Origin of the sequence: Segatella copri, assembly GCF_026015625.1 — a bacterium.
GTDB lineage: Bacteria > Bacteroidota > Bacteroidia > Bacteroidales > Bacteroidaceae > Prevotella > Prevotella copri_H.
Window position 1 is genome coordinate 316,323 of record NZ_JAPDVG010000001.1, and the last position, 23,135, is coordinate 339,457.

Annotated in this window: 12 protein-coding genes and 1 pseudogene; 8 read left to right on the top strand and 5 right to left on the bottom strand. The window is 44.9% G+C overall.

From position 1 onward, the window contains the following. Positions 1-7: 7 nt before the first annotated feature. Complete coding sequence (locus tag ONT19_RS01520; RefSeq protein WP_264952449.1) at positions 8-3,283, bottom strand: SusC/RagA family TonB-linked outer membrane protein; 3,276 nt, start codon at positions 3,281-3,283, stop codon at positions 8-10. 595 nt (positions 3,284-3,878) lie between these two features. On the opposite strand from ONT19_RS01520, the gene ONT19_RS01525 reads away from it, so the two are divergent. The 4 genes and pseudogenes from ONT19_RS01525 to ONT19_RS01540 form a co-directional block, all read left to right on the top strand. Continuing rightward, the gene (locus tag ONT19_RS01525) at positions 3,879-4,289 is read left to right on the top strand and encodes a hypothetical protein (protein WP_264952448.1); all 411 of its coding nucleotides are present in this window, start codon (positions 3,879-3,881) and stop codon (positions 4,287-4,289) included. Continuing rightward, entirely contained in the window at positions 4,277-4,624 is a 348-nt protein-coding gene (gene tnpB / locus ONT19_RS01530) for an IS66 family insertion sequence element accessory protein TnpB (RefSeq protein WP_117588063.1), read from the top strand. Before ONT19_RS01525 ends, tnpB begins: the two co-directional genes overlap by 13 nt. A 100-nt stretch (positions 4,625-4,724) precedes the next feature. Beyond that, positions 4,725-6,305, top strand: coding sequence for an IS66 family transposase (gene tnpC / locus ONT19_RS01535; protein ID WP_264952447.1), 1,581 nt, complete (start codon positions 4,725-4,727; stop codon positions 6,303-6,305). Positions 6,306-7,333: 1,028 nt separating this feature from the next. Next, positions 7,334-7,675: pseudogene (locus ONT19_RS01540) on the top strand (group II intron maturase-specific domain-containing protein); the annotation flags it as partial. 128 nt (positions 7,676-7,803) lie between these two features. Here ONT19_RS01540 and ONT19_RS01545 read toward each other — a convergent pair. The 4 genes from ONT19_RS01545 to ONT19_RS01560 all read right to left on the bottom strand — a co-directional run bounded on the left by ONT19_RS01545 (position 7,804) and on the right by ONT19_RS01560 (position 18,588). Continuing rightward, positions 7,804-9,495, bottom strand: coding sequence for a DUF5123 domain-containing protein (locus ONT19_RS01545; RefSeq protein WP_264952446.1), 1,692 nt, complete (start codon positions 9,493-9,495; stop codon positions 7,804-7,806). Between the two features lie 28 nt (positions 9,496-9,523). Further along, positions 9,524-11,467, bottom strand: a complete 1,944-nt coding sequence (locus ONT19_RS01550) for a RagB/SusD family nutrient uptake outer membrane protein (protein WP_203055459.1) — start codon at positions 11,465-11,467, stop codon at positions 9,524-9,526. A gap of 19 nt (positions 11,468-11,486) precedes the next feature. Next, a complete protein-coding gene (locus ONT19_RS01555) occupies positions 11,487-14,735 on the bottom strand; it encodes a SusC/RagA family TonB-linked outer membrane protein (RefSeq protein ID WP_437183491.1) in 3,249 nt (1,082 codons plus the stop codon). A 433-nt stretch (positions 14,736-15,168) separates the two neighbouring features. Then, positions 15,169-18,588 carry an Ig-like domain-containing protein gene (locus ONT19_RS01560; RefSeq protein ID WP_264952445.1) on the bottom strand — a complete coding sequence of 1,140 codons (3,420 nt, stop codon included), beginning with the start codon at positions 18,586-18,588 and terminating at the stop codon, positions 15,169-15,171. A gap of 164 nt (positions 18,589-18,752) precedes the next feature. On the opposite strand from ONT19_RS01560, the gene ONT19_RS01565 reads away from it, so the two are divergent. The 4 genes from ONT19_RS01565 (at position 18,753) to ONT19_RS01580 (ending at position 23,048) form a co-directional block, all read left to right on the top strand. Then, on the top strand, positions 18,753-19,676 hold the full coding sequence (locus ONT19_RS01565) for an IS4 family transposase (protein WP_264964873.1): 924 nt from the start codon (positions 18,753-18,755) through the stop codon (positions 19,674-19,676). A 151-nt stretch (positions 19,677-19,827) separates the two neighbouring features. Continuing rightward, positions 19,828-21,036, top strand: a complete 1,209-nt coding sequence (locus ONT19_RS01570; protein ID WP_264952114.1) for a site-specific integrase — start codon at positions 19,828-19,830, stop codon at positions 21,034-21,036. Beyond that, positions 21,029-22,033, top strand: a complete 1,005-nt coding sequence (locus ONT19_RS01575; protein WP_264952113.1) for a tyrosine-type recombinase/integrase — start codon at positions 21,029-21,031, stop codon at positions 22,031-22,033. Before ONT19_RS01570 ends, ONT19_RS01575 begins: the two co-directional genes overlap by 8 nt. Further along, complete coding sequence (locus ONT19_RS01580) at positions 22,017-23,048, top strand: site-specific integrase (RefSeq protein ID WP_264952112.1); 1,032 nt, start codon at positions 22,017-22,019, stop codon at positions 23,046-23,048. The genes ONT19_RS01575 and ONT19_RS01580 overlap by 17 nt, the downstream gene beginning before the upstream one ends. The last annotated feature ends 87 nt before the right edge of the window (positions 23,049-23,135 follow it).

Genomic DNA, 23,135 nt, shown 5'->3' on the forward strand with positions numbered 1-23,135 from the left:
AATGAGATTAGAACTTAAGATTTACACCAAACTGGTAGGTTACAGATGATGGACCGCCATTCTGCAGATTCTGTGATGCCCACTCTGGGTCGAAGCCCTTGTAGTTGGTGAAGCAGAATGGGTTCAGAACGTTTACATAAACACGGAGATTTCTGATACCTGCCTTGTTTACTACGCTCTTAGGCAATGTGTAACCCAGGGTAATGTTCTTAACCTTGGTGAAAGAGGTCTTCTGATACTGGAAACCTTCTCCCTTGGCTGAACCCTTGTCACCGAAGTAACCACCCATCGAAGTATCGCTGTTGTTTGGATAAGGATACTTTCCGTAGTGGGTCTCTGTGGCGGTTGTAATCTCACCTGTTGCATGATCGATGATTGGTGCTCCCTTTGGTATGTAGTAGTCCAGTTGCATGTGGGCATTACCACGGTCGCCATACTTCATATACTTCTCATGGAAGTAGCTGCGTGACCAGAATCCGCTCTTTGTATAGAACATGATAGAGAAGTCGAAGCCCTTGAAGTAAACATTGGTAGTGAAACTACCGGTCCAGCGTGGATCGGTACAACCATAAATCTGCTTATCGTTGTCGTCAATCTTACCGTCATCGTTCCAGTCGTTTACGGCTACCTGACCTTCATACCACTTATACTTAGTGCCATACTTCTCGTAGAATTCCTTCAGGGTATAGTGCTTGTCACCATTCATGGTGTGCATGGTTACACCCTTGTCGGTGATGACATCGGTATGGGTATAGTCACGGAGTACATTCAGTGGCTCGCCGATAAACCAGTTGTTGGCTACCTCATCAACCTTACCATTACTCAACTCCTTAATCTTGTTCCAGTTGCGGGCGAAGTTTATGTTCGCACTCCAGGAGAAGTCTTTCTTGTTGATGATGTTAAAGTTCAAACCGAGTTCTATACCTCTGTTCTGGACAGAACCTACATTGAAGGTTGAAGTCTTCTCACCAGTTTCGATAGGCACTGAACGTGACATAATCTGACCATCAGAAAGACGGTTATAGAAGTCGGCTGTTACATTGATGCGGTTTTTCAGGAAACTCAGGTCGAGACCTACATCAAATTCCTTTACCTTCTCCCAGATGAGTTCTGTATTTACCAATCCGTTAGGATGATAACCCTGTACCTCTTTGCCATCTATGGTTACATAAGATGGACCTGTAGCAGAAGCGATAGTTACATAGTCACCCACATTGTTGTTACCGGTAACACCGTATGACAGACGGAGTTTAGCATTGTCTAACCAGTTGTTGAACTGCTTCATCCAAGCTTCATCAGAGATACGCCATGCTGCAGCTACAGAAGGGAACCAGCCCCATCGGTTGCCGTCTGCGAAGCGTGAACTGCCATCGGTACGGAGTGTAGCTGTAGCCATGTAACGGCCCTTGTAGGAATAGTTGGCACGGAAAGCAAATGACTCCAATGATGACTCAGTATAAGAACTTGAGAGGGTTTTGTCGCCGCTGGCTGTTCCCAGGTTGTGAAATGTAGTATGGTCGCTGGCGATACCCTTGCCTTCTTCGTACTGATATTCTGTGTTACTCTTGTACAGTGAGAACAGTGCCATGGCACCAACGGTGTGGTCACCAAATGTGCGGTTGTAGTCAAACTGGTTGTCCCACGTCCAGTCTACACGGGTTGTATTGGCAACGGATCCGAAGTTTGTCTTGTTCTTCTGGTAGTAAGTTGAACCTACGTCGTTACCCTCGTTCAGACCTGTTGCATAGAAGATGCCCTGGCGCTTGTGAGAGTAGTTAGGAGAGAAGGTGGTTGTAAACTTCAATCCCTTGATGATGTTGGCACGCAGGTAGAAGTTACCCATCAGTCGGTACATCTTGGTCTCATTGGTATAGTTGCCGTCATTCAAATCGATGAGGGGGTTATATGTAGATGTAAACTGTGCATCTGAACCAAAGGCTGCCTTTGCTCCCGGGTTAGGAATCAGGTTGCCATCTGCATCTGTTGGAGATACGAATGGGTTAAAATAGAATGCATTCACGTATGGAGAATAAGTACCATCAGTACATACATCCTGGGTGCGGCTCATTGACATGTTGGTAGAGAAACCTGCCTCGAATATCTTGGAGAGCTTGGCATCCATTGCTCCCTTGAAGTTGAAACGCTCATAGTCGTTGCCTTTGAACACGTTCTCCTCGCCCTGATAACCCATACCTACACGGTAGCTTACCTTGTCTGTAGCACCGGCAGCACTGATAAAGTGGTTCTGCTGGGCAGCTGTACGGCTAACCAGCTTCTTCCAGTCGTAACCATCGAAACTTGGATCCATCATCAGGTCATAAAGTTTGGAGTCTTTGTAGCTGGTTGCTCCCTTGCGGGTCAGGAAGGCAGAATTCAAGTCGGTATTCTTGATGATGTAATGTGGATGTCCATCAGCATCTACACCTTTGCGGCTAGAACCATCGTAGCTCTTTCCATCAAGCGTGGTATATCTGGCAAATCGGTAATCCATAAACTCGTTGGCATCCATAAACTCAGGCATGCGCGCCAACTTCTTGATACCATAATATCCGTCATAAGAGATGGTTGCCTTCTGTGCCTTGTCTGCACCCTTGCTGCCCTTGGTGGTAATCATGATGACACCGGCAGAGGCACGGGAACCATAGATGGCGGTAGAAGATGCATCTTTCAATACGTCGATGCGGTCGATATCATCAGGATTGAGGAAGTCCATGTTGTCGCAAACTACACCATCGATAACATACAATGGCTGTGCCTGCTTGTTGATAGAAGCCTGTCCACGAACCTGAATATTGAAGCCTGCACCTGCGCGGCTACTAGACTGGGTGATGTTGACACCTGGAACAGAACCCTGCAGAGACTCTGCAAGATTGGTTGTACCACGAGCGGCTATCTTTTCTGAGTTGACAGATGCGATAGAACCAGTTACGTCGCGTTTGCGCATAGTACCATAACCAACGACAACGACCTCGTCAAGGGCTTCATTGTCATCTTCAAGTACGATGTTCCATGTTTTCTGACTTCCTACTTTCACTTTCTTAGGCTTGCAGCCGATGTAGCTGAAAGTCAAGACCGCATTAGGGTCAGCGTTCTGGATGGTAAACTTACCGTCAAGGTCGGTGATGCCACCTGCCTTACCATTCTGGTCAGTAATGGTTACACCAATCATTGGTTCGCCATTAGCATCCTTAACGGTACCTTGGATTGTTTTCTGCGCAAAGGCGAGGAAACAAACCGAACTCAAGGTCAGTGCCATGCTGGCACGTTTCAGTTGTTGATACATAACGATGTTTGTTTTGTAGGTTATTATTATATCTTGTTAAGTTTTGGTCTAATTGAACTTACTAGCGATTAGTTGTAGTCGTGTTTGATTCTCTATAGATCATAAGGAATCTTAGATTTTTGATAATAATCTTTAGATTTCTGCTACAAAAGTAGTGAAAATTATCAAAAGGCGGATAAAATTAATGAAAAATCTAACGTAAACGTTTTCACTAGTGTTTCTTCTACAATATAGCTTTTTGACGTGTTGGTTCGGGCTGGCAAGTGAGCCTTACGTAACGTTTAACTGAGGCTTATTTGAAGTTCAAGTGAGGCTTACTTGAACGGTTAAAGAGGCTTTTTTGAAGCTCAAGTGAGGCTTTCTTGATGGGGGCAGGAGGTAGCCGGAATTACGTCGCGACGTATCTCTCGCTGCGTCGCGACGCGCCGATTGCTACGTCGTGACGCATCAGATGCTACGTCGTGACGTAATTTCAGCAGCCCTAGGTAAGCGGATCCGCTTACCATAGGGGCGTAAGCGGCTCCGCGTTTATACCTTTCCCTTTATCGTAAAAGTTCTTACCTTTGCACCATATAATTTTAAAAGCAACGCAATTATGAGAGCAACAGAACGTTATGAGAGGGCATGGAATGCCTTCCAGATTCATTTGAATCATAATCCAAAAGCCAGTTTGATTCCTTTTTTAAAGGAACGGCATGTAAACCATCGCTCGATGCATAGATGGATGTCAGAGAAAGGTTATTCTGTTAGGTTAGCCAAACAACAGATTCGTCTGCTTCAGGCCGAAGCCCGTAAGGAATGTTCCGAAGCAACAGCCAAGGACACTGGGATGATGTTCCTTCCCATAGAAATGCCATCCGATTCCGTCTGCCCGGAAAATTATCTTTTCGGCATAACCTTAACCTTTCCCAATGGAACGATAGTCACCATCAAGAAAGGTAGTGCCAAATCAGTCATGCATCTGATGAAACTTTACGAGAAGGAGGACTTGCTATGTTTGGATTAAACGAAAACACCCAGTATTACGTCTGCCAGCGATATGTCCGAATGAACATGGGCATAAATGGCCTGTACCAGATTGTGAGGACGGAGATGGAGCTGCCGCCACTCGGTGGTGCCGTCTTCATCTTCTTCTCAAAGAATCGCCAGCAGGTAAAAATGCTAAAATGGGATGGCGACGGTTTCTTGCTGTATCAGAAGCGACTGGAGCGAGGAACCTTTGAATTACCATTCTTTGATCCCCAAAGCAAACAATGCAAAATGCCGTACAAGACGCTATCTGCCATCATGAGCGGAATTTGCCTGAAAAGTATGAGATATAGGAAACGGCTTAATCTATAGGCGCATAAGATTATATTTAATGAACTGTGTATCAACAAGATAGAAAAATAAATATCTAAAAATCCTTGCATATCTCGATATTTTTTCGTACCTTTGCACTATGAAAAAGGACGAAATTATAGTACTTTTAAAGGAACAGCTTCAGCTTGCAAACGAACAGCTTCAGCAAGCTAATGCTACGGTGAGTTCGTTGACTACACAGGTCAACGAACTCATTGAACGTATAAAGTCATTAGAAGAATTACTCGTCCAGAAAGGAATCGCCATTGACAAAGCGAATCGTCAGAACAAGGCACTCGGCAAGCTCGTTTCAGGCAAGAAGTCCGAACGTCAGGAAAAGAATCCACAAGACTCGATGACCCAGGAGGAATTTGACAAGAAGAAAGAAGAGCAGGCCGAAAAGAGAAAGGCACGCAAAAACAACGGAGCCAAGCGTGACATGCATTACGAGATGAAAGAGGTGCATGTTACGATAGATCCTGTCATGGATGCAGAGTTTTTGAAGACGTTGCGTCTCTTCGGAACTCGTACCTGTATACGTTACAGCATGGAACCCATCAAATTCATCAAGACCGTGTATCACATCAACACTTATACTGATGGAAGTATCATGTATCCGGGGAAAACTCCGCCGGCTCTGTTGTTGAATTCTTCCTATTCACCTTCCTTTGCAGCAGGACTCCTGCAGATGCGATACATCTATTCCATGCCGGTAGAGCGAATCATCAAATACTTTGCCGACAATGGGTTTACGTTAAGGAAAGCCACGGCAAACAAACTGATTGCCAGAAGTGCCGATGTACTGGAAAACTTCTATAAGGCTATCTGCCAAGTAGTGTTGCAGCAGGATTATGTCTCGGCAGACGAGACATACCATAAAGTGCTGTTAGCCAAGACAAAGCCTACGGACAAGGGTTCGAAGAAAGGCTACTTCTGGGCTGTAAGTGCGCCTAAACTGGGACTTGTCTTCTTCGTATATGAGGATGGATCACGCTCTGAGCAGGTCATACTTAACATATTCTCTGATTATAAAGGTACCATACAGAGTGATGCATATGCTCCTTACCGGAAACTGGAGTCGGATGCTTATCCTGACATTATGAGAATCGCCTGCCTGCAGCATGTCAAGAGAGATTTCATCGACTGCGGCAAGGAAGACAAGGATGCTCAGGAGGTCGTAGATATCCTCAACAGATTTTATCGAGAAGACAAAAAACATAAGGTTGGGGTAAATGGATGGACCGTTGAAGACCATCTAGCCTATCGGCAGTCATATGCACCGGACATTTTGCAGGATTTATTGGAGAAACTGGAGGAAATATCTTCCAGGAAAGATTTGCTGCCCAAGTCTACCTTGGCGCAGGCGGTCGGCTATGCCCTTAATGAATATAATGCCATTTGTGACATCTTCAAAAGAGGTGATACGGCTCTCGATAACAACTACATTGAGAGAATCCAGAGGTACATATCACTATCAAGAAGAAACTCAATGTTCTTTGGTTCGCACGAAGGAGCAAGCCGGGCGGCTATCCTATATTCTATCGCAATCTCATGCAGGCTGAATGGCATTAATCTGTTTGAATACATATGCGACGTAATAGAAAAGACTGTAGAATGGCAACCCAATACCCCATTAGAAAAATATAGAGACTTACTTCCTGACCGATGGAAAAAGCAGTAACAGCATTTGTTTAATCAGCTGTTACTGCTTTTTTTTGAATTATGCAAGGTATAAACGCGGAGCCGCTTACATAGGGGCGTGGTAATAGGTGGTAATAAGTGGTAATGGAAATACCCCTTATTACCACGCGTTATTCACTCATAATCAGGGTGTTATAGCAAGCGTGGTAATTGTGGTATTAAATTTGAAGAAAAAAACTTTTCTTTCAATAAATTCGGCCTTTGAAGTAAGCTTATGAAACCATGTACGTCATTGCGCAAGTTCATACACTTCATAGCGCAAGTTCATACGAAAGAATGTGATTAAATAAGCAAAAGGAGACGTTTCTTTGGGTTCAAGGAGACGTCTCTTTTAGTTTAAAGAGATAGTTTCTTAGGTTGAAGGAGACAGCTTCTCGAAGGTTGCCACTAGGCTCGGCAGGTCTGCCGACTGCAGTCAGCACACCTGCCGAGCCTAGTGGCAACACCTATTTTTATTATTTGTTCAACATATCAGTTATGTTCAATTTTATTGAACACAGCAAAGATAATGAACAAAACTTAAACGAACGAACTTTTTGTTCAATATTTTATGTTGTTCAATACTATTTGACATAGTGTCATGATTGAACAGAATAAAAAAGTGCAATGCCCACACTGGGCGTTGCACTTCTTTTAAATATAGTTTGATTGAAGTTATACAATCCAACAATCTAAAAACGTAGTACACTCTTCCTTATCTACTCTCGCTGCAAAGATACGCTTTTCTTTCGTAACTTCCAAGAAATTAGCTAAAAAAGTTTTTGTGTGTGGTAGGAGAGAGGGAGATAAACAAAAAAAGTGCAACGCCCGATGGGGCATTGCACTTCATTTAGTACGCTCGGTATGAGCATTGTCTAACGGGTGAAAGTCCCGAGCAAGCCCTAATAGCGGGAATTGCATAGTCAAAGGCAAGGGTGTCCATCGCGAGGTGGAATCTGAAGGAAGCCGGCGACAAATATCTGACCTAACGAACAGAAACTTCATACAAGGCATATGACCGTGGATAAATATGCCAAGAGAAAGCAAAAACTGAAAGAATACATAAGAGGATGGGTTGGTTATTATCATCTTGCCGATATGAAAAGTCTTTTACGTAAAACAGACGAATGGTTAAGACGTAGAATCCGCATGTGTATATGGAAAGCTTGGAAGAAACCCAAGACAAAAGTGGCAAACCTCATTAAATGTGGTATTAATAAATACAAAGCATACGAATGGGGTAATACTCGCAAGGGCTATTGGCGAATAGCTGATAGCCACATACTGCATAGAGCTATAACAAATGAGAATCTATGTAGGGCTGGGTATGCTACTTTAATGGGGGCGTATCTCGAATGGTATCCCAAATAGGAACCGCCGTATGCCGAACGGCACGTACGGTGGTGTGAGAGGTCGGTAAACACGAAAGTAGGAGATAAACACCTATGATTAGTGTTTACCTCCTACTCGATTTTATATGAGATGTTAATCCTTATGGATTAATCCTCTACTACATACCAACGTGGGTCACCAGCCTTTTCCTTCAAAGTACCAGCCTTGATGGTGAAGTTGCCATTGGCTGGGTCAGTGAATAACTGCTCAGAGCTGAATTCTGTTTCAGTTACGCCCTTAATCACCTTGAAGAAGTCTGTTGTTCTGAAGCTGTTGGATACAGTAGCTGGAGTCTTGCTTCTGATGTTTTTGTTGGTTGCCTCATCTGCGCTTTTACCGAAGATACAGCCTTCAATTGTGAATGTGTTTGGTCCAAATTTGGCATCTTTGCCGAAGTCAACGAAGAACTGACCGTTACCATTACAGTTGTAGAATGTGCTGTTCTTGATGGTGATATCCTGCATATCTGTATTATTGCTGTAGATGAATACCTTACCCGTTACACAGATGCTGTTGAATGTACAGCCGTCAATCTTTACGTTGTCGAGATGACCTGCACCGCTGCCTGCATCAATGTTGATGAAACCATAACCTGCACAGAGGTTGGTGAAGATACTATTCTTCAAGGTAAGTTTGCCGACAGACTTCGCATCACTTTTCTGGAAACGGAAGAATGAATTTTTGATATTGCTAACCTCGCAATCCTCCAAAGTGAACTCGCTTACGGTACAAGCCTTGCTCTGGTTGATGAAGTAGCCAGCACCATTCTCTTCCAATTTCACGTTTTGGAACTTGATGAATGCATGAGAACCTGCAATATCGAAGTTCTTGTCGAGGGTGACGGTTGGCGTCTCGCCTCCTGCCAAACCGAAGAATGTAACAGACATTCCGTCTGGGATGGTTACGTTGGTCTTGCCACCGTCTGTATCATTTGTGCCGTAGAGAGCTACCTTGGCACCGGCTGGGATACCGATGGTTGCGCTATAGTTTGTCTCGTTACCTGCAGCAGCCTTAGCCTTTTCTGCTATCTCCTCGATGAGAGTCTGTGAGATGACTGTTACATCGCTGGCAAGAGAATACTTATAGTCAGCTGCTGGCATGGCTGCAGGAGTTGTAATCTGCAACTGGCCGCGCTTTACGTCATTCTTATAGATAGTGATGGTATAAGTGCTTGTTGGCTGTAAGCCAGCAAGAGTATATTTACCAGCTGCCTTTTCCTCATCTGTCAAATTGATAGTCTGGATGTTCTCTGCATCGTTAGCGTTAGCATAAGTGATGTGAGTAACATCAGCACCTGGAGTCCAGCTCAAGTTCACGTGATCCTCGAAGAGGTCGGTTGCCTCTACATTGTTGAAGATTTGCTCTGCCTTTGTCTTGAAAGATGAACCATCCTTGTAGTAAACCCATTTAGACTCATTAACAGTAGAAGACATAGCCTTTACACGCATGTAGTACTTGCTGTCGCCATCGAGACCAGAGAGAACTACTGGAGAAGAAGTCAAGGTCTTATCTTCTCCGAACTTGATGATGTTAGCATTCTCAACACCTTCGTAAAGAGAATCCTTGCTTACCTCGAATACATAGTACTCTGGTGAAGGAACTGTTTTTGATGTGAAGGCAGAGAATGTAACCGTAGCTGATGTTTCGGCAGTTTCAACGGTGATTTTGTCACCGTTGAGACCGAACAATCTTGACAGGCTGCCATCTACGTCCCAGTCATTGCCATCGGTACAAGATGTAGCCGACAGAGTCAATGCTATCATAGATGCTGTGCCCAATATGTTTTTAATGCTCTTCATTTTCTTTTCTTTTTTGATTAAAGATGAATTAGTCTGCATAACCATAAGAGTTGTGAATCTTACCGTTGGTTGCAGAGATGGTTGTAGAAGCGATTGGCATGAGATAGCGGTTCTTCACTGCTACGTTATCGCCAACCAAACCGCTGCTGATAGATGGCAGGTTTACGTCAACCTGTGTATCTGAACCAGAATCCAACTTAGCTGCGCCGAATGAGTCGATGCTGCCAGCGTAGTCAGCAGGTGTCTTTCCGTCAGGAATACCATACCATGTTACGCTAGAGAAGTCAATCTTTGTCTTCTTCTCATCCAGATAGTTGAAGTAAATGGTCTCCTGGTAAGTACCATCTGCAAGCTCATTCAGATAAGTCTGCTTGAACTCGTTGATTTTTTCTACCAAGAGGTTCCAGCGGATCAAGTCGTACTTGCGGATACCTTCACCTGCAAACTCCCACATATTCTCCTGAACGAGAGCATTGAAGAATGCGTCCTTGTCAGAAGGGATATTGTTTATGTATGCCTTTGCCTCGTCCTTGTCAGCCTTGTTGAAGGCACGGGTATGTACAGCTTCCAAAGCCTGGCGGGCAGTCATACCATTGGCAGAACCTTCGTAGTTGGCATCTGGGTTGCCAGCCAACTCGTTCATGCACTCTGCATAGTAGAGCAATACCTGAGCATAGCGCATCTTTACAGGGTTGATACCTGTAGTGTGCTTAGCTGTAGCCTTCAGGTTGTTCTGCAACCAGGTGTTGTTCATTTTGCGGGCATCCCACTTTCCTACATATATACCGAAAGGAGCATTCTTGATCATGCTCTCTATGGTGTTGCTGCCATCCTGCTTGATTTCAAAGTTGGCGCAAGTGATGTCACGGCGTGTATCCTTCTTGTCGTAAGAATAGAGCAGAGGTGCAGTAACCTTCATCTTACCAGATGAGTTGCCATAGCCATATTCTGTTGTAACACCACTCAGGCGGACACCTACAGTGTAACCCAACTCACCAGTTACGTTCTCACCGAAAGGAATCTCGAAGAGGTTCTCGTGGTAAGTCTTGTCGAGAGAGAGCTGGTTAATCAAGTACCACTCGTTCTCGAAAGATGGGTTGAGATTGTGAGTATTGTCGTTGATGATAGCAGACCAGTGCTTCAGGGCACGCTCGTAGAGAGCCTTGCGGTCGGCAGCACCTGGGCGTTGTGTTGGATAGGTTGCATCGCTGTAAGATGCAGTCTCATATCCGTCTTTAGCCTTCTCGCGAATTACATATCCTGCACGGGTCATGGCAATCTGTGCCAGGAGTGCGTGAGCATAACCCTTGGTTGTGCGCTCTGTGGTATAGCCTGATACCTGGTCTGCCCATGGCAGATACTTGATAGCCTCATCCAGGTCGTTCATCAGGGAATCCATGATTACGTCGCGGTCGGTCTTCTCCAGGTAAGCGTTGCTCAGGTCAGACTTTGATGCTTCTCTCTTGAACGGAATATCACCAAAAATACGAACTAGGTCGAAGTAAACCATGGCACGGATGGTGAGCGCTTCGCCGAGGCTGCGTTCCATCGACTTCTGGTTAGCACCGCCAGCTTTTAATGTGGCGCTACTGCGGATTCCCTCGATAATCTGGTTGGCATCCTCGATGATACCATACTCAGCATCCCATACACCGCTAATCTTGCTCCATCCTGGGTCCATATTGTAGTTCATGTTACCACGCTCGTTTGAGGTATTGGTAGCATTGCTTCCAAGACCGTCAATCAATTCGCAGTCGCTGTTCAGGTTCCATACGATAGACAAGTCCTGTGCGTAGGTACGGTCCTGTCCCATGCCACCATAGAGCTTATTGACGCGAAGATTGGTATAATAAGGTGAGGCGTAGGTATTCTCAGCAGTCATCTCTGATGGAGATGTCTGATCCAGAAAGTCTGAGCATGAAGACAATCCTAATACGCCTGCCAATGCAAATGCATATAATATCTTGTTCATTGTTATGATCTTATAAATTTTAGAATGTAACATTAATACCACCTACGAAGGTGCGGCTCTTTGGATAAGCTGCATAGTCGATACCTGGGGTCATTGGGTTCCTCTTAGAACTTGTATCAACCTCTGGATCGTAGCCTGAGTAGTTGGTGAAGCAAAGCAGGTTGTAACCTGTGAAGTAGATGCGTACATTCTGGATGTAGCACTTGTTTACCCACTTCTTTGGCAGAGTGTAACCCACTGTTACGTTCTGCAGGCGCAGGAATGATGCATCTTCTACAGCATAGCTGATGAGCTGCATGGTTGATACGCCTGCTGGATTGTAGATATTGGCGTTGGCATTGATTTCGTTCAAGCGGTTCATTACATTCTCTACGCCACCGTATTGTGTAATCAGATTAGCTGATGGACGACCAATGTTCTCACCGTTGGCTGGGTCAATCCATGTATAACGGTTGCCTACGTTGAAATCATCTACAAGGTTATAGTTCTTGGCTGAACCTGCGTAGAATGAGTTGGCAAGCTTGGTACCGTTTACCAGCTTATTGCCCAATGAGTAGTTGAAGAACAGGTTGAAGTCGAAGTTACCAACGTGACCATCAAAGCCGAAACCACCTGTTGTGGTAGGTACGGTGTTGCCCAGACGCTGCTTCAAAGCATCACCATTCTCATCAACTTCTACCTTAGCAACGCCTGGATAGAGGTTACCGCCGAAGAGCTTGTAGCTGTTGTCCTTTACGCCTTCTGCCAGTGCCCAAGTGCCGTTGGCTTTCAATACCAAGTCACCCTTGCCTGTTGCGGCATCATACACGGTGTAGAAACCATTGCTCTTGTAGCCCCAAAGCTCACCGAGGCGACCGCCTTGCTCTACGCGGAAGTCTTCGTACTTGGCAATGGTAGAACCACTCCAATTAGAACTCTGCCATGGGTTCTCCATGTTCAACTCGTCAATCTTGTTCTTGTTGTAAGATACGTTGAAGTTGAAGTTCAAACCAAAGTTCTTCTTGTCTACTATTACTGCGTTGAGCGCCAGCTCAACACCCTTGTTAGAGGTCTTACCGAAGTTCTGGAACTGGTAAGAGTAACCTGTGTTGGCAGGAACGATACTTTGCATCAAGAGGTCCTTGGTTGTATTCCAGTAGAAGTCCAATGTACCGCTGATGCGTCCATTGAAGAAACCGTAGTCGATACCGAAGTTACGGGTCACTGTGGTTTCCCACTTCAAGTCTGGATTATAGAGATATTTTCCATGCTCAAGCATAGAAACTCTGTTCTCATCGAAGAATGGAGCCTTTGAAGTGTTGTCTGCCATTGAGTAGGTGGTAGTCAGCAAACCAGAGTTGATACGGTTGTTACCTGCTGTACCGAAGCTCAGACGGGCCTTCAAGTTAGAAAGCCAGCTGGAAGCACCCTTCAGGAACTCCTCGTCAGATATACGCCAAGCCAAGGCTGCTGATGGGAAGATACCCCAACGGTTGTCCTTGCCAAACTTACTGGAACCATCGGCACGAACGGTAATGGTAGCCAGATACTTGTCGTTGAGTGTATAGTTGATACGGCCGAAGTAAGAGAGAATGTTCTCCTCTGCCTTGATATTACCTTCGTTTGGAAGTGCTGTACCTGCTGCTGTGTTTGCCAATACCTCGTTCAATGTGAATGAAGTAGGGAAGGCTACAGAAGTGTTGGTGCGGGTTACGTCCTGGCTGCTGCTCCACTCCTGACCTACCAATACATTGATGTGGTCACGACCATGGAAAAGCTTCTTGTTGTCGTAAGTCAATGTATTTGCGTTACGCCAGTTCTTGTTCTCCAAGCGTACGAACTGTGCCTGTGGCTGACCGTTGTAACCATACTTAGAGTTGGTAGTTGCATTAGAACCCCAAACCTGTTCGGTATTGTTGTACTTCCAACCATAGCCGAACTCAGAACGGAATGTGATGTTCTTGAATGGCTTCCAGTTTAAGCCTACATTGTAGTTCTGCTGGAAACGCTCCTGATACTTATAGGTATCGGTGATACGCTCTGTTGGGTTACGGCGTGTTGATGTGCTGTTCTCCTCATCCTCGTCCGATGCGCTGGAGAGAGGCTCTACCGGGTTCCATCTTACGGTGTTGGCAACAACTGAGTTTGCTGCACTTGACTCGTTGGTATCAGCACCACCATTCAAACCGTCCAGCTTTGTGAAAGCCATACGTCCATTGAAGTCGAGAGACAACCACTTGTTCAGGTTGGCATTAATCTTGGCGTTTACATTGTTCTTGGCATAGCCAGAACCCTGCATGATGCTCTTCTCGTCGTTGTGAGAGAAACCGATGTTGTATTTCAGGTCCTTGGTACCACCGCTTACGTTCACGTTATACTGTTTCTGGTTACCTGTACGGCCGAATACCTCATCCTGATAGTCACGTCCTTCGATAGACTTCCAGATATCGAGATCGTTGTAGTTACCATAGTCAGTGCTACCCAACTCATACTGATAGTATGCATAGTCGTATGGAGACATAGTCTTCACCAACTTAGAAACCTTCTTGTAGCCGAGAGAAGCATTGAAGTTTACCTGAGTCTTACCCTCAGAACCGCTCTTGGTTGTAACGATGATAACACCATTGGCACCACGGGCACCATAGATAGCTGTAGAGGAAGCATCCTTCAATACGTCGATGCTCTGGATTTCGCTAGGAGCGATATCGCTGATAGAGCTAACAGGGAAACCGTCTACGATGTAGAGAGGAGAGTTGTCCTGTGAAAGAGAACCACCACCACGCACACGAATCTTCACGTCAGCATCTGGTGAACCCTCAGTGGTGGTGATGTTTACACCAGCCATCTTACCGGTCATCGCCTCGCTTACGTTAGAAACAGGAATGTTGGCAATCTGCTTGTCGCTGATAGAAGATACAGAACCTGTGAGGTCTTTCTTTCTAACAGTACCATAGCCGATTACAACTACGTCGTTGAGGGTGGTGTTGTCATCCTCAAGCTTTACATCGATAGTTTCTTTACCTGCAACGCTTACTTCCTTAGCTTTCATACCAATGTATGAAATCTTCAGTTTCTTGCTTTTGCCTTTTAAGTTTACTGTGAAGTTACCGTCAATGTCGGTCACGCCACCATTGCCCGCTACACCTACCTCCATGACAGATGCACCGATGATTGGCTCGCCCGTATTGTCAGTAACAACGCCTTTTACTGTTTGTGCAGATACACTTGTTACTACGAACATCAGTGCGCCTGCCAAAGCAATTTTCTTTTTTCTATAATTACCAGACATACACTTTAGGTTTAGATAAAACTTATTCTAAATTACTAATATTCTAATGTTTTTTATTTAATGTTTTTAAGTAGAATTCCAGTTCTGAGCAGATGCTTGCTGAAGGGATGTTCCTCTTGGAACCCGAAGGCTCCGGTGGGGCAACCTAGAAGCGTAGCGATAGCTAAGTCTTGGTTTTCTTGTTGCAAAAGTATATAAAAAATATGAGAATATAGGTATATTGGGGGTAAAAAATTACGTAAACGTTTACAGATTTTTTCGTAAATACTCTGTTTTTTTCATTTCGACGGTCTGTTTTCTCAGTTCCTGTTTCTGCTGTTTCAGAAGCTGAGGGAACAAAAAAGTGCAATATCCGGCACCCTTCTGAAAGAGGATGGGGATATTGCACTCCGAATGTTATCTGTCAATCTAATTACTTATGGTCTCTGTTTCTTTACTTTACGATGACCTTGCTTGTCTTCTTGCTGCCATCTGCCAGGATCTTCACAATGATGTTGATACCCTTCTGAAGATTTGAGAGTTGGGTGCCGTCGGCTGCATAGATGGCGGTCTTGATGACTGCTGCTGTAGCTGTGGCGATGTTGCGGATACCGGTGCCCTGACCAACAACTGTAGCTTCGCTCAAACCGCCCATCTCGTTGGCTGCACGTACGCTCCATGTTGCAGAGGCGTCATCAACGATATAGCTAGGAGTGATGGTGAAGTCTACTACCTTGCCGTTCTTGCATACTGCCCAGAGAAGCGCGTAGTCGTTATTGTCCCAAGCGAGGGTTGTGCCGTTCAACTTTACGTTGGTTGGAGCTGAAGCCTGCTCGGTGGCTGCTGTAGGATCCCAGTCATCATCCTGACCCATTATGTTTTCAACAGTGTAGAACGCAGCTTCCTCTGCTGCGAGGATAGGACTTTCTGCTGTTTCATTGCGACGGTTTACATAATTGTCACCATTCTTTGAGTCGTAGGCATCATAAACTTTCTTTCTGTCCTTGAGGTCAACTGTACTACCTGTTGATGTGGTAGAGTTGTACTCTGCGAAACGCTTAGGATATCCGCCACTCATTTCATCCCATCCTGCTGCTGAAGGGATGGCTTCCATCTTGGTGTCAATGTAGAGCGCGATAGGTGTTCCCTTGCCCCATGGACGACCTAAGGTGTAGTTACCATTCAGGTCTTTTGCCTCAGTAGCATCCTTGATGGTACAGTCTTTGAAGATGTAGCCATACTTCTTTGGTTGAGAAGGAACGGCGAGGTAGCCTCCCTTTTCGCAAATCCAGAGTTCTACATTATTATAATATACGTCACCCTTACCGCAAAGGTAGTCGGTACGACCACGAAGGATTCCATCTTCAAAGTAGAATTTACCATTCTGGTTGTTTGATACGTAGGTATCCTGGTAAGCCCAGAGGTTTACGTTCTTGCAGATGGTCTTGTTGCTCTGGTCGTTGAGTACGATGTCGCGACCCTTGTCGTCGCCCATGCTGCTGTACATCTTCAGATCCTGGAAGTAGGTACCCGTAGCTTCCTTCTGCAGGCAGAGTACGTCGCCCTTGCCGATACCTTCCAATACGTTGGCTGGGTTTTTCTGATTCGCGTTCTTATATTCTGCATCAGGAATGGTGTTGGTCAGAGAGGTGTTGTCCATGCCCTCACCGATGATAGATACGTTTGGCGTATTCATATAGGTGGTTGGGTTGGCATAACTCTTACCGTCACCGCCAGTTACCTTGCTGTTTTCGTCAGCAGGAATCTTGTAGTCGCCCTGCTTGATGAAGATGCGGAAACGCTTGCTGGTATCTGTGCGCTTGGCTGCTGCTGCAAGTGCTGCCTTGAAGCCGCCGTCGGTTGGGACGATGAAGTCGTAGAGTGCCTTGGTTACAGCTGGCTTGGTCTTGGTAGTGAAGTTCAGAACGATTGCCTGGTCTGTAGCATTGTCTGTCAGGTCGGCTACCGAGCCTGCAGCGAGTGTGAAGGTATAAGCCGTAGCGTAGTTCAAACCTTTGTATGCAAAGGTGATGGTCTTGCCGGATACGGCTCCTTCAATCTTTTGTGTGCCGAGTGTAGCGGCTGCGTTGCCGGTGAGTTTTACCTTCTCATCAAAAGTCAGTACAATCTTGCCGTTGGCAGATGCGTTGGTTGCGCCTTCTGCTGGTACGGTGTTTACGAGTACAGGTGCCTTGCCGTCGTTTACGAGCTGGGCAGTACCTGTGATATAGATACCTGCTATTGCAATTCCGTCGTTGTTGCCTGTTGCTCCCTTGATAGAAGAAGTCTTGTCGGCAATCCAGCGGATGTATACTTCTGCCTTGTTGTTGGCATCGGATGGGAGAGTGAACTCTCCGTCTGTCCAGGCTTTGGCTCCTGGCATATTGATGGCACCTACTTTGGTCCAGTCGGTTCCGTTGAGAGAGTATTCTACATTATATGTTTCGTATGCGTTATAATTGTAGAGCATGCTGCTCTTTACCTTGATGTCGGTAAAGGCTGTTGCGTTGATCTTGGTCTGCCAGTAGGTCTCACCCAGTGGCTTTGTGCTGACTGTGGTCCAGTTTACTGCAGCATTCTTTCCTTCGTAGCCGCCTGCGCTGTTGCTCTTGTCGAGCCAACTGTATGCGTTCCCGTCAGCATCACGCAAGATGAGCTGGTCTGCATCGTTGTCTTCTGCAGCGAAGTCTGCTGCTCGACCAGATTTGGCTTCCTTATAGAAGTCCCAGCCTGCGATGAAGTCTTTTGAAGAATATGCTGCTGTGAATGACTGGTCGGCGTTCATATTTATTTTGCGTTCAGCTCCTGTTTCACCATCATTCCAGTTGGTGAAGGTGAGGATGTCGTTGCTGTTGGCTGTGAGAGTTACCTCTGTTCCCTCTTCATACATGTTCTTTCCTTCAACAACGGTTGGGACAGGAGAGGCACTTATCATATAGTCTTTTGCTCCACCTTCAACCTTGTAATTCAAAGCGTAGGTGTTTATCTTCTCAAAGTTTGCCTTCAATGCTGTGTTGGTTGAGATAGAGAAGGTGTATGCTTCATCTGTAGATACCACCTGGTTGTTGGCATCTGTCCAGTTGACAAACTTGTAGCCGAAATTCTTTGTTGCTGTTACGGTGATTGATGTCTCTGCATCAAATACGGTTCCTGCAGGAGATACTTTGACTGTTCCTGCTCCTATGGTTGAAACGGCAGCCGACAGGGTGTACTGTTCAACCTGCTGAACGGTTCCGTTCAAGAGACCATTGATGTGTACATCGGCAAAGCCTTGCTGCTTATTAGAGCCAACGCCGACGGTGCAACTTAGCGTGAAGCCTTCAGCTGATGTCAGTTGGGCTTGCTGCTCGGCAGTGAGCTGGATGACGATATGGTTGGTCAGGTTTTCGTGATCCTTATATTTGTCAGTCTCTGTTGTCTTGTTCTCTCTTAATGCCGTGAAATTACCCAAGTCTACAGAAGTTCCGTCGCTAAGTTTGGCGGTTACGGTTACTCCATTTTCTGCATCTGTACCGAATCGGTTTACGTAGGTACTGATAGATGTTGGGGTGAATGTGAGACCCTTGCTTGGTTTTACGGTCCATTCTACGGCTTTTGTTGTGCCAACAGGACCGAAACCAGCCATGACCATCTTGTTTCCGTCTTTGTCTTTTGTAGTCTGTGATGTCTTGAGAGAATACTTCAAGTCACCGGTGTTTACGGAAACCAGACTGAAACCATTTTCTGGTGATTTAGTGTACTGCGTAGCGTAGTTGTCGTCATTAAACGGCCATGAAACGCTAGCTTCTTCGTTTTGGTAGGTTTGCGCATTTGCCACTACCATAACAAACAGGGCTATGAGTGAGAGCCCAAATCTGAGTAGATCCTTTTTCATTTGTTTGCCTTTTTAGGTTGTTGTACTTATTATTTTTATTCACTACCGTCCCGTTAAAGTGGACTAATCGTTCTTTGAAATCGTTGAAAATAAGTCTTTTATGAGCAGTTTCTAGAGTCAACGGACTTGAATTCGTAACTTTGCAGCCAAATACACGGCTGCGTATGTTCAAAGATAAGTTCGTTTTCTCCCAATTGATAGCATTCCTTGACAGAAATCACTTCAATTACCTTGCTCGCAAGTACGATGGTGACAAGTATGTCAAGCATCTCACCTGCTGGAATCAACTCCTTGCGCTGATGTTCGGTCAACTCAGTAACCGTGAGAGTCTGCGAGACCTGATTGTGGCATTGGAAGCCCATCAGTCAAAGTGTTTTCATCTCGGCTTAGGACGCAAGCCCATTGCCAAGACTACACTGGCGACTGTCAATCAGAACCGCGACTACCGCATCTTTGAGGAGTTTGCCTTCTACATGATGGAGCAGGCGAGACGGAATCGGGCAGCAGACATCTTCAAACTCGGTGGCAAGGTCTATGCGTTTGATTCAACGACGATACCGCTCTGTCTGTCGGTGTTCTGGTGGGCTAAGTTCCGCAAGAAGAAAGGTGGTGTCAAGGTTCATGTTCTATATGACCTAGAGGTACAAGTACCAGCCTTCTATCACATCACCACTGCCTCAGTCCATGATTCCAAGGCCATGCCAGAAATTCCTTATGAGACAGGTGCTTACTACATCTTCGACCGTGGTTACAACAACTTCAAGGAGCTTTTCCGCATACAGCGGATGGAGTCTTGCTTCGTTGTCAGAGCCAAGACGAACTTGCAGTACAAATGTGTCAAGTGGAAGCGGCGGATGCCCAAGAACATACTCTCTGACGCTGAGATTGAACTGACTGTCTATAACAGCCGCAAGGACTATCCCGATAATCTCCGACTCGTCAGATACTACGATGAGGAGCAAGACCGTGAGTTCATGTTCCTGACTAATGCGATGGACTTGACAGCCCAGCAGATAGCCGACCTCTACAAGAACCGTTGGCAGATAGAGCTGTTCTTTTATGACAAGAATATCATTATGTCAAGTTAGACAGATTTGACCTGTGAAAAATTGTTGATTATATGAATTTTACAGCAAAAACTTATCATAAATACTTCTCATAACGTTATATTACAGTATAGGGCATAAGCCCCAAAACTAAATATTATATATTATGCAAGAAGTAAAGATTCAAGTCCTAATGGATCGATGCATCAAGTACTTTGAAGACCATTGTTACACAGAGAATAGAATATCTGTGTATAAATGTCTATGGCGTAAAGGCATCGTCCACTACATGTCGGCTCACGACATTGAGAATTATTCCCCTTCTATTGGTGAAGAGTTCCTGTCAACCTGTCATCATTATGGTGAGATTCGTCACCAGGAGCGTGAAATGATTCGCAGTATTCAAGTCCTTGACGATATGCTTTCGTTAGGGCTTATACGTAAGCGTTGTTTCACTCCTGTTTTCCATACCCTCGATGGGAAGATTGGCATGGAGATGGAAAAACTCATCATCCATCTTACTTCTCTTCGTAGAAGTCTGGTGACTATAAATGACTATCGTTTGTATCTAAGCGAGTTCTTAACTCATCTCAATCTCAGTGGTGTCAACAGTGTGTCCGAGATTGCGGATAAACACATCTTGTCGTTTGTCTCGTCCCATCCGACCAACAAGGTAAACATAGTTTCTGCCCTGCGTGTCCTCTTTCGTTTCTGGAAAGCGGAGCATATTGTAGATGGAAGGTTTGATGGTCTGTTTGACACATATAAGCTGCGCAAGAAAGAGCGTATTCCTTCGTTTTACACAGCAGCAGAGGTAAATATAGTAGAGAACTCCGTGAATAGAAGCAGCGGCGTTGGCAAGAGAAACTATGCAATGTTATTACTTGCATCACGTTTGGGGTTGCGAGCTTCGGACATAGCCAACCTACAGTTCTCTAATATAGACTGGGACAACAATGTACTAACCCTTGTGATGCATAAGACCGGAAAGGTCATAGAGTTGCCATTGCTTGCGGATGTTGGTAATGCCATCATAGATTACTTGCAGCATGGAAGACCTCAGACAGTTTCACAGAATGTATTTCTTTCTTGCAAGGCACCTTATGTGCCAGCAACCAAAAGTATGGTATGCTCTGCAATAAACAACATCATCTGTAAATCCGGAATAGATGTATCGGCCAAGCATCATGGTCCACATTCTCTACGTCATTCTCTTGCAAGCGTCATGCTTGAGAAAGGCACGACGTTACCTGTCATATCCGAATCGCTAGGGCATCGCAGTACGGAAACAACTCTCACTTATCTTAAGATTGACATAAAGTCTTTGATAGAGTGTGCCATTCCTGTACCGCCAGTTCCAGATGCCTTTTACAAACAGAGAGGAGGTGCGTTCTATGGCTGAGCAATTTAAATATTCCAGCGTGTTAGCCTCATATATGAATCATCTTCTTGACATTAAAATATCTGCAGGAATCAGTGCGTTGCGTACCAGATGGATATTGAAAGAGATTGACGACTTTGCCAATGCAGAGTGCCTAAAGGATCCTCATATCAAAGAGGTGTTCTTCAAAAAGTGGAGAGCTACACGTGTGGCGGACTGTGACAGAACTTTATATTCCAAATGTTCCGTATGGTGTCAATTGACAAGACTGATGTGCAGGTGTGGCTGTGTATGCTTCATTCCACGAATGCCCAAGCAACCGAAGTCTGATTTTACTCCGTATATATTCACAAAGGAGCAGATTGGCGCAATCTTTTCTGCAGCGGACGAATATAGACTATATGACATACGCATGGGTACAGCTCTCATAGCCATGCCAGCTCTTCTTCGTTTACTATATAGTACAGGAATGCGTATATCTGAGGCTCTTTCCATCCGCAACAAACATGTTCATCTGGATGAAGGTTACATTCGCTTAGATAAAACCAAGAACGGAAGTGAAAGGATCGTACCTTTATGTGAGTCGATGAAGACGGTACTTACATCTTATATGGAGTATAGAAACAATATGCCCATCAAAGACATAGCTGCAGGAAATGGTTTTTTGTTTGTAAAATCGGACGGGACTAGCATCAAGGCTAATAGTGTATATCAGCATCTGCGCAAATTGCTGGACACATGCGGAATTCCCCATAAGGGGAATCATCATGGACCACGCGTTCACGACCTGCGACATACGAATGCAGTACATGCTCTTGTACAGATGGGGCACAAAGGAATGGACTTGTATGCCAGTTTGCCAATTCTCTCAACATGCCTGGGACATCACTCGCTGAAAGCGACAGAGCAGTATGTTCGCCTCACATGCAACATGTATCCAGAATTGGAAGAGCAATGTTCTGAAATCAACGCTTTTGTCTATCCAAAGATATGTAAAGCCTATGACTACGACGACTGACTTTGCCAAACATTTAAGCCGCTTTCTGGTAGAATACCTGCCTCATGAGCGTAATGTAAGCCCTAACACCATATCCTCCTATAGAGATGCATTTGTACAATTTATTGACTTCATGAAAGATATTAAAGGAATCACAGTTGAAAAATTGCAATTGAAACATCTCACGAGAGTAAGTGTAACCGAGTATCTCGAATGGCTACTTAACAAGCGAAAATGCTCTGCAGCGACACGTAACTATCGGCTTGCTGCCATTCATTCTTTTTGTCATTACTTGCAATATAGCGTCATAGAAATGATAGAAGAATGGCAAAAGATCCTAACTATTAAAGCCATAAAAACATCAGGGACAACACTTAACTACCTGACAATAGAAGGTATCAAGTTGTTGCTGGCTCAGCCTGATACATCAACTTGGAGAGGCCGAAGAAATCTCGCTTTACTCTCACTAATGTATGATACGGGAGCAAGAGTCTCTGAAATAGCAGATCTTACTGTGGATAGTGTGCGCATAACCCATGAGCCATATACCATACGTCTGTTCGGAAAAGGACGCAAAGCACGAATAGTACCGCTTGTAAAGGAACAGGTGTCAATTCTATGTGAATATATGGAAGAGAATCATCTTAACGATTGCAACAAAGCTGCGTCTCCACTTTTCTATAATGGCAGAAATGAAAAGCTAACGCGTGAGGGTATCACATACATTCTTTGTACTTATGCAAACATGGCAAGGAAGGTGTCTCCAGAACTTATTCCGCAAAGGATTAGTTGTCACTCTATACGTCATAGTCGAGCTATGCATCTTCTACAGGCTGGAGTCAACCTTATTTATATTAGAGATTTGCTAGGACATGTCTCTATTCAAACAACGGACATTTATGCTCGTGCAGACTCTAAAGCAAAACGTGAGGCGTTCGAAAAGGCGTATACAGATCTCACACCTAACCGAGAGGCTGATAAATCTTGGGAAAACAATAAAAATCTCAGAGATTGGCTCAGAGGTCTGAAGAAATAGTTATCATTATGAGAAGTCGAACGGAGAAGCATTCTCCTAAAGTTCTGATCTTCAATAATACTTTTCCATTCACTTCTCATAATGTTA

Excerpts from the sequence above, each read along its gene's own strand:
- ONT19_RS01520 (WP_264952449.1), bottom strand. The coding sequence starts at position 3,283 with ATGTATCAACAACTGAAACGTGCCAGCATGGCACTGACCTTGAGTTCG.
- ONT19_RS01525 (WP_264952448.1), top strand. The coding sequence starts at position 3,879 with ATGAGAGCAACAGAACGTTATGAGAGGGCATGGAATGCCTTCCAGATT.
- tnpB (WP_117588063.1), top strand. The coding sequence starts at position 4,277 with ATGTTTGGATTAAACGAAAACACCCAGTATTACGTCTGCCAGCGATAT.
- tnpC (WP_264952447.1), top strand. The coding sequence starts at position 4,725 with ATGAAAAAGGACGAAATTATAGTACTTTTAAAGGAACAGCTTCAGCTT.
- ONT19_RS01545 (WP_264952446.1), bottom strand. The coding sequence starts at position 9,495 with ATGAAGAGCATTAAAAACATATTGGGCACAGCATCTATGATAGCATTG.
- ONT19_RS01550 (WP_203055459.1), bottom strand. The coding sequence starts at position 11,467 with ATGAACAAGATATTATATGCATTTGCATTGGCAGGCGTATTAGGATTG.
- ONT19_RS01555 (WP_437183491.1), bottom strand. The coding sequence starts at position 14,735 with ATGTCTGGTAATTATAGAAAAAAGAAAATTGCTTTGGCAGGCGCACTG.
- ONT19_RS01560 (WP_264952445.1), bottom strand. The coding sequence starts at position 18,588 with ATGAAAAAGGATCTACTCAGATTTGGGCTCTCACTCATAGCCCTGTTT.
- ONT19_RS01565 (WP_264964873.1), top strand. The coding sequence starts at position 18,753 with ATGTTCAAAGATAAGTTCGTTTTCTCCCAATTGATAGCATTCCTTGAC.
- ONT19_RS01570 (WP_264952114.1), top strand. The coding sequence starts at position 19,828 with ATGGATCGATGCATCAAGTACTTTGAAGACCATTGTTACACAGAGAAT.
- ONT19_RS01575 (WP_264952113.1), top strand. The coding sequence starts at position 21,029 with ATGGCTGAGCAATTTAAATATTCCAGCGTGTTAGCCTCATATATGAAT.
- ONT19_RS01580 (WP_264952112.1), top strand. The coding sequence starts at position 22,017 with ATGACTACGACGACTGACTTTGCCAAACATTTAAGCCGCTTTCTGGTA.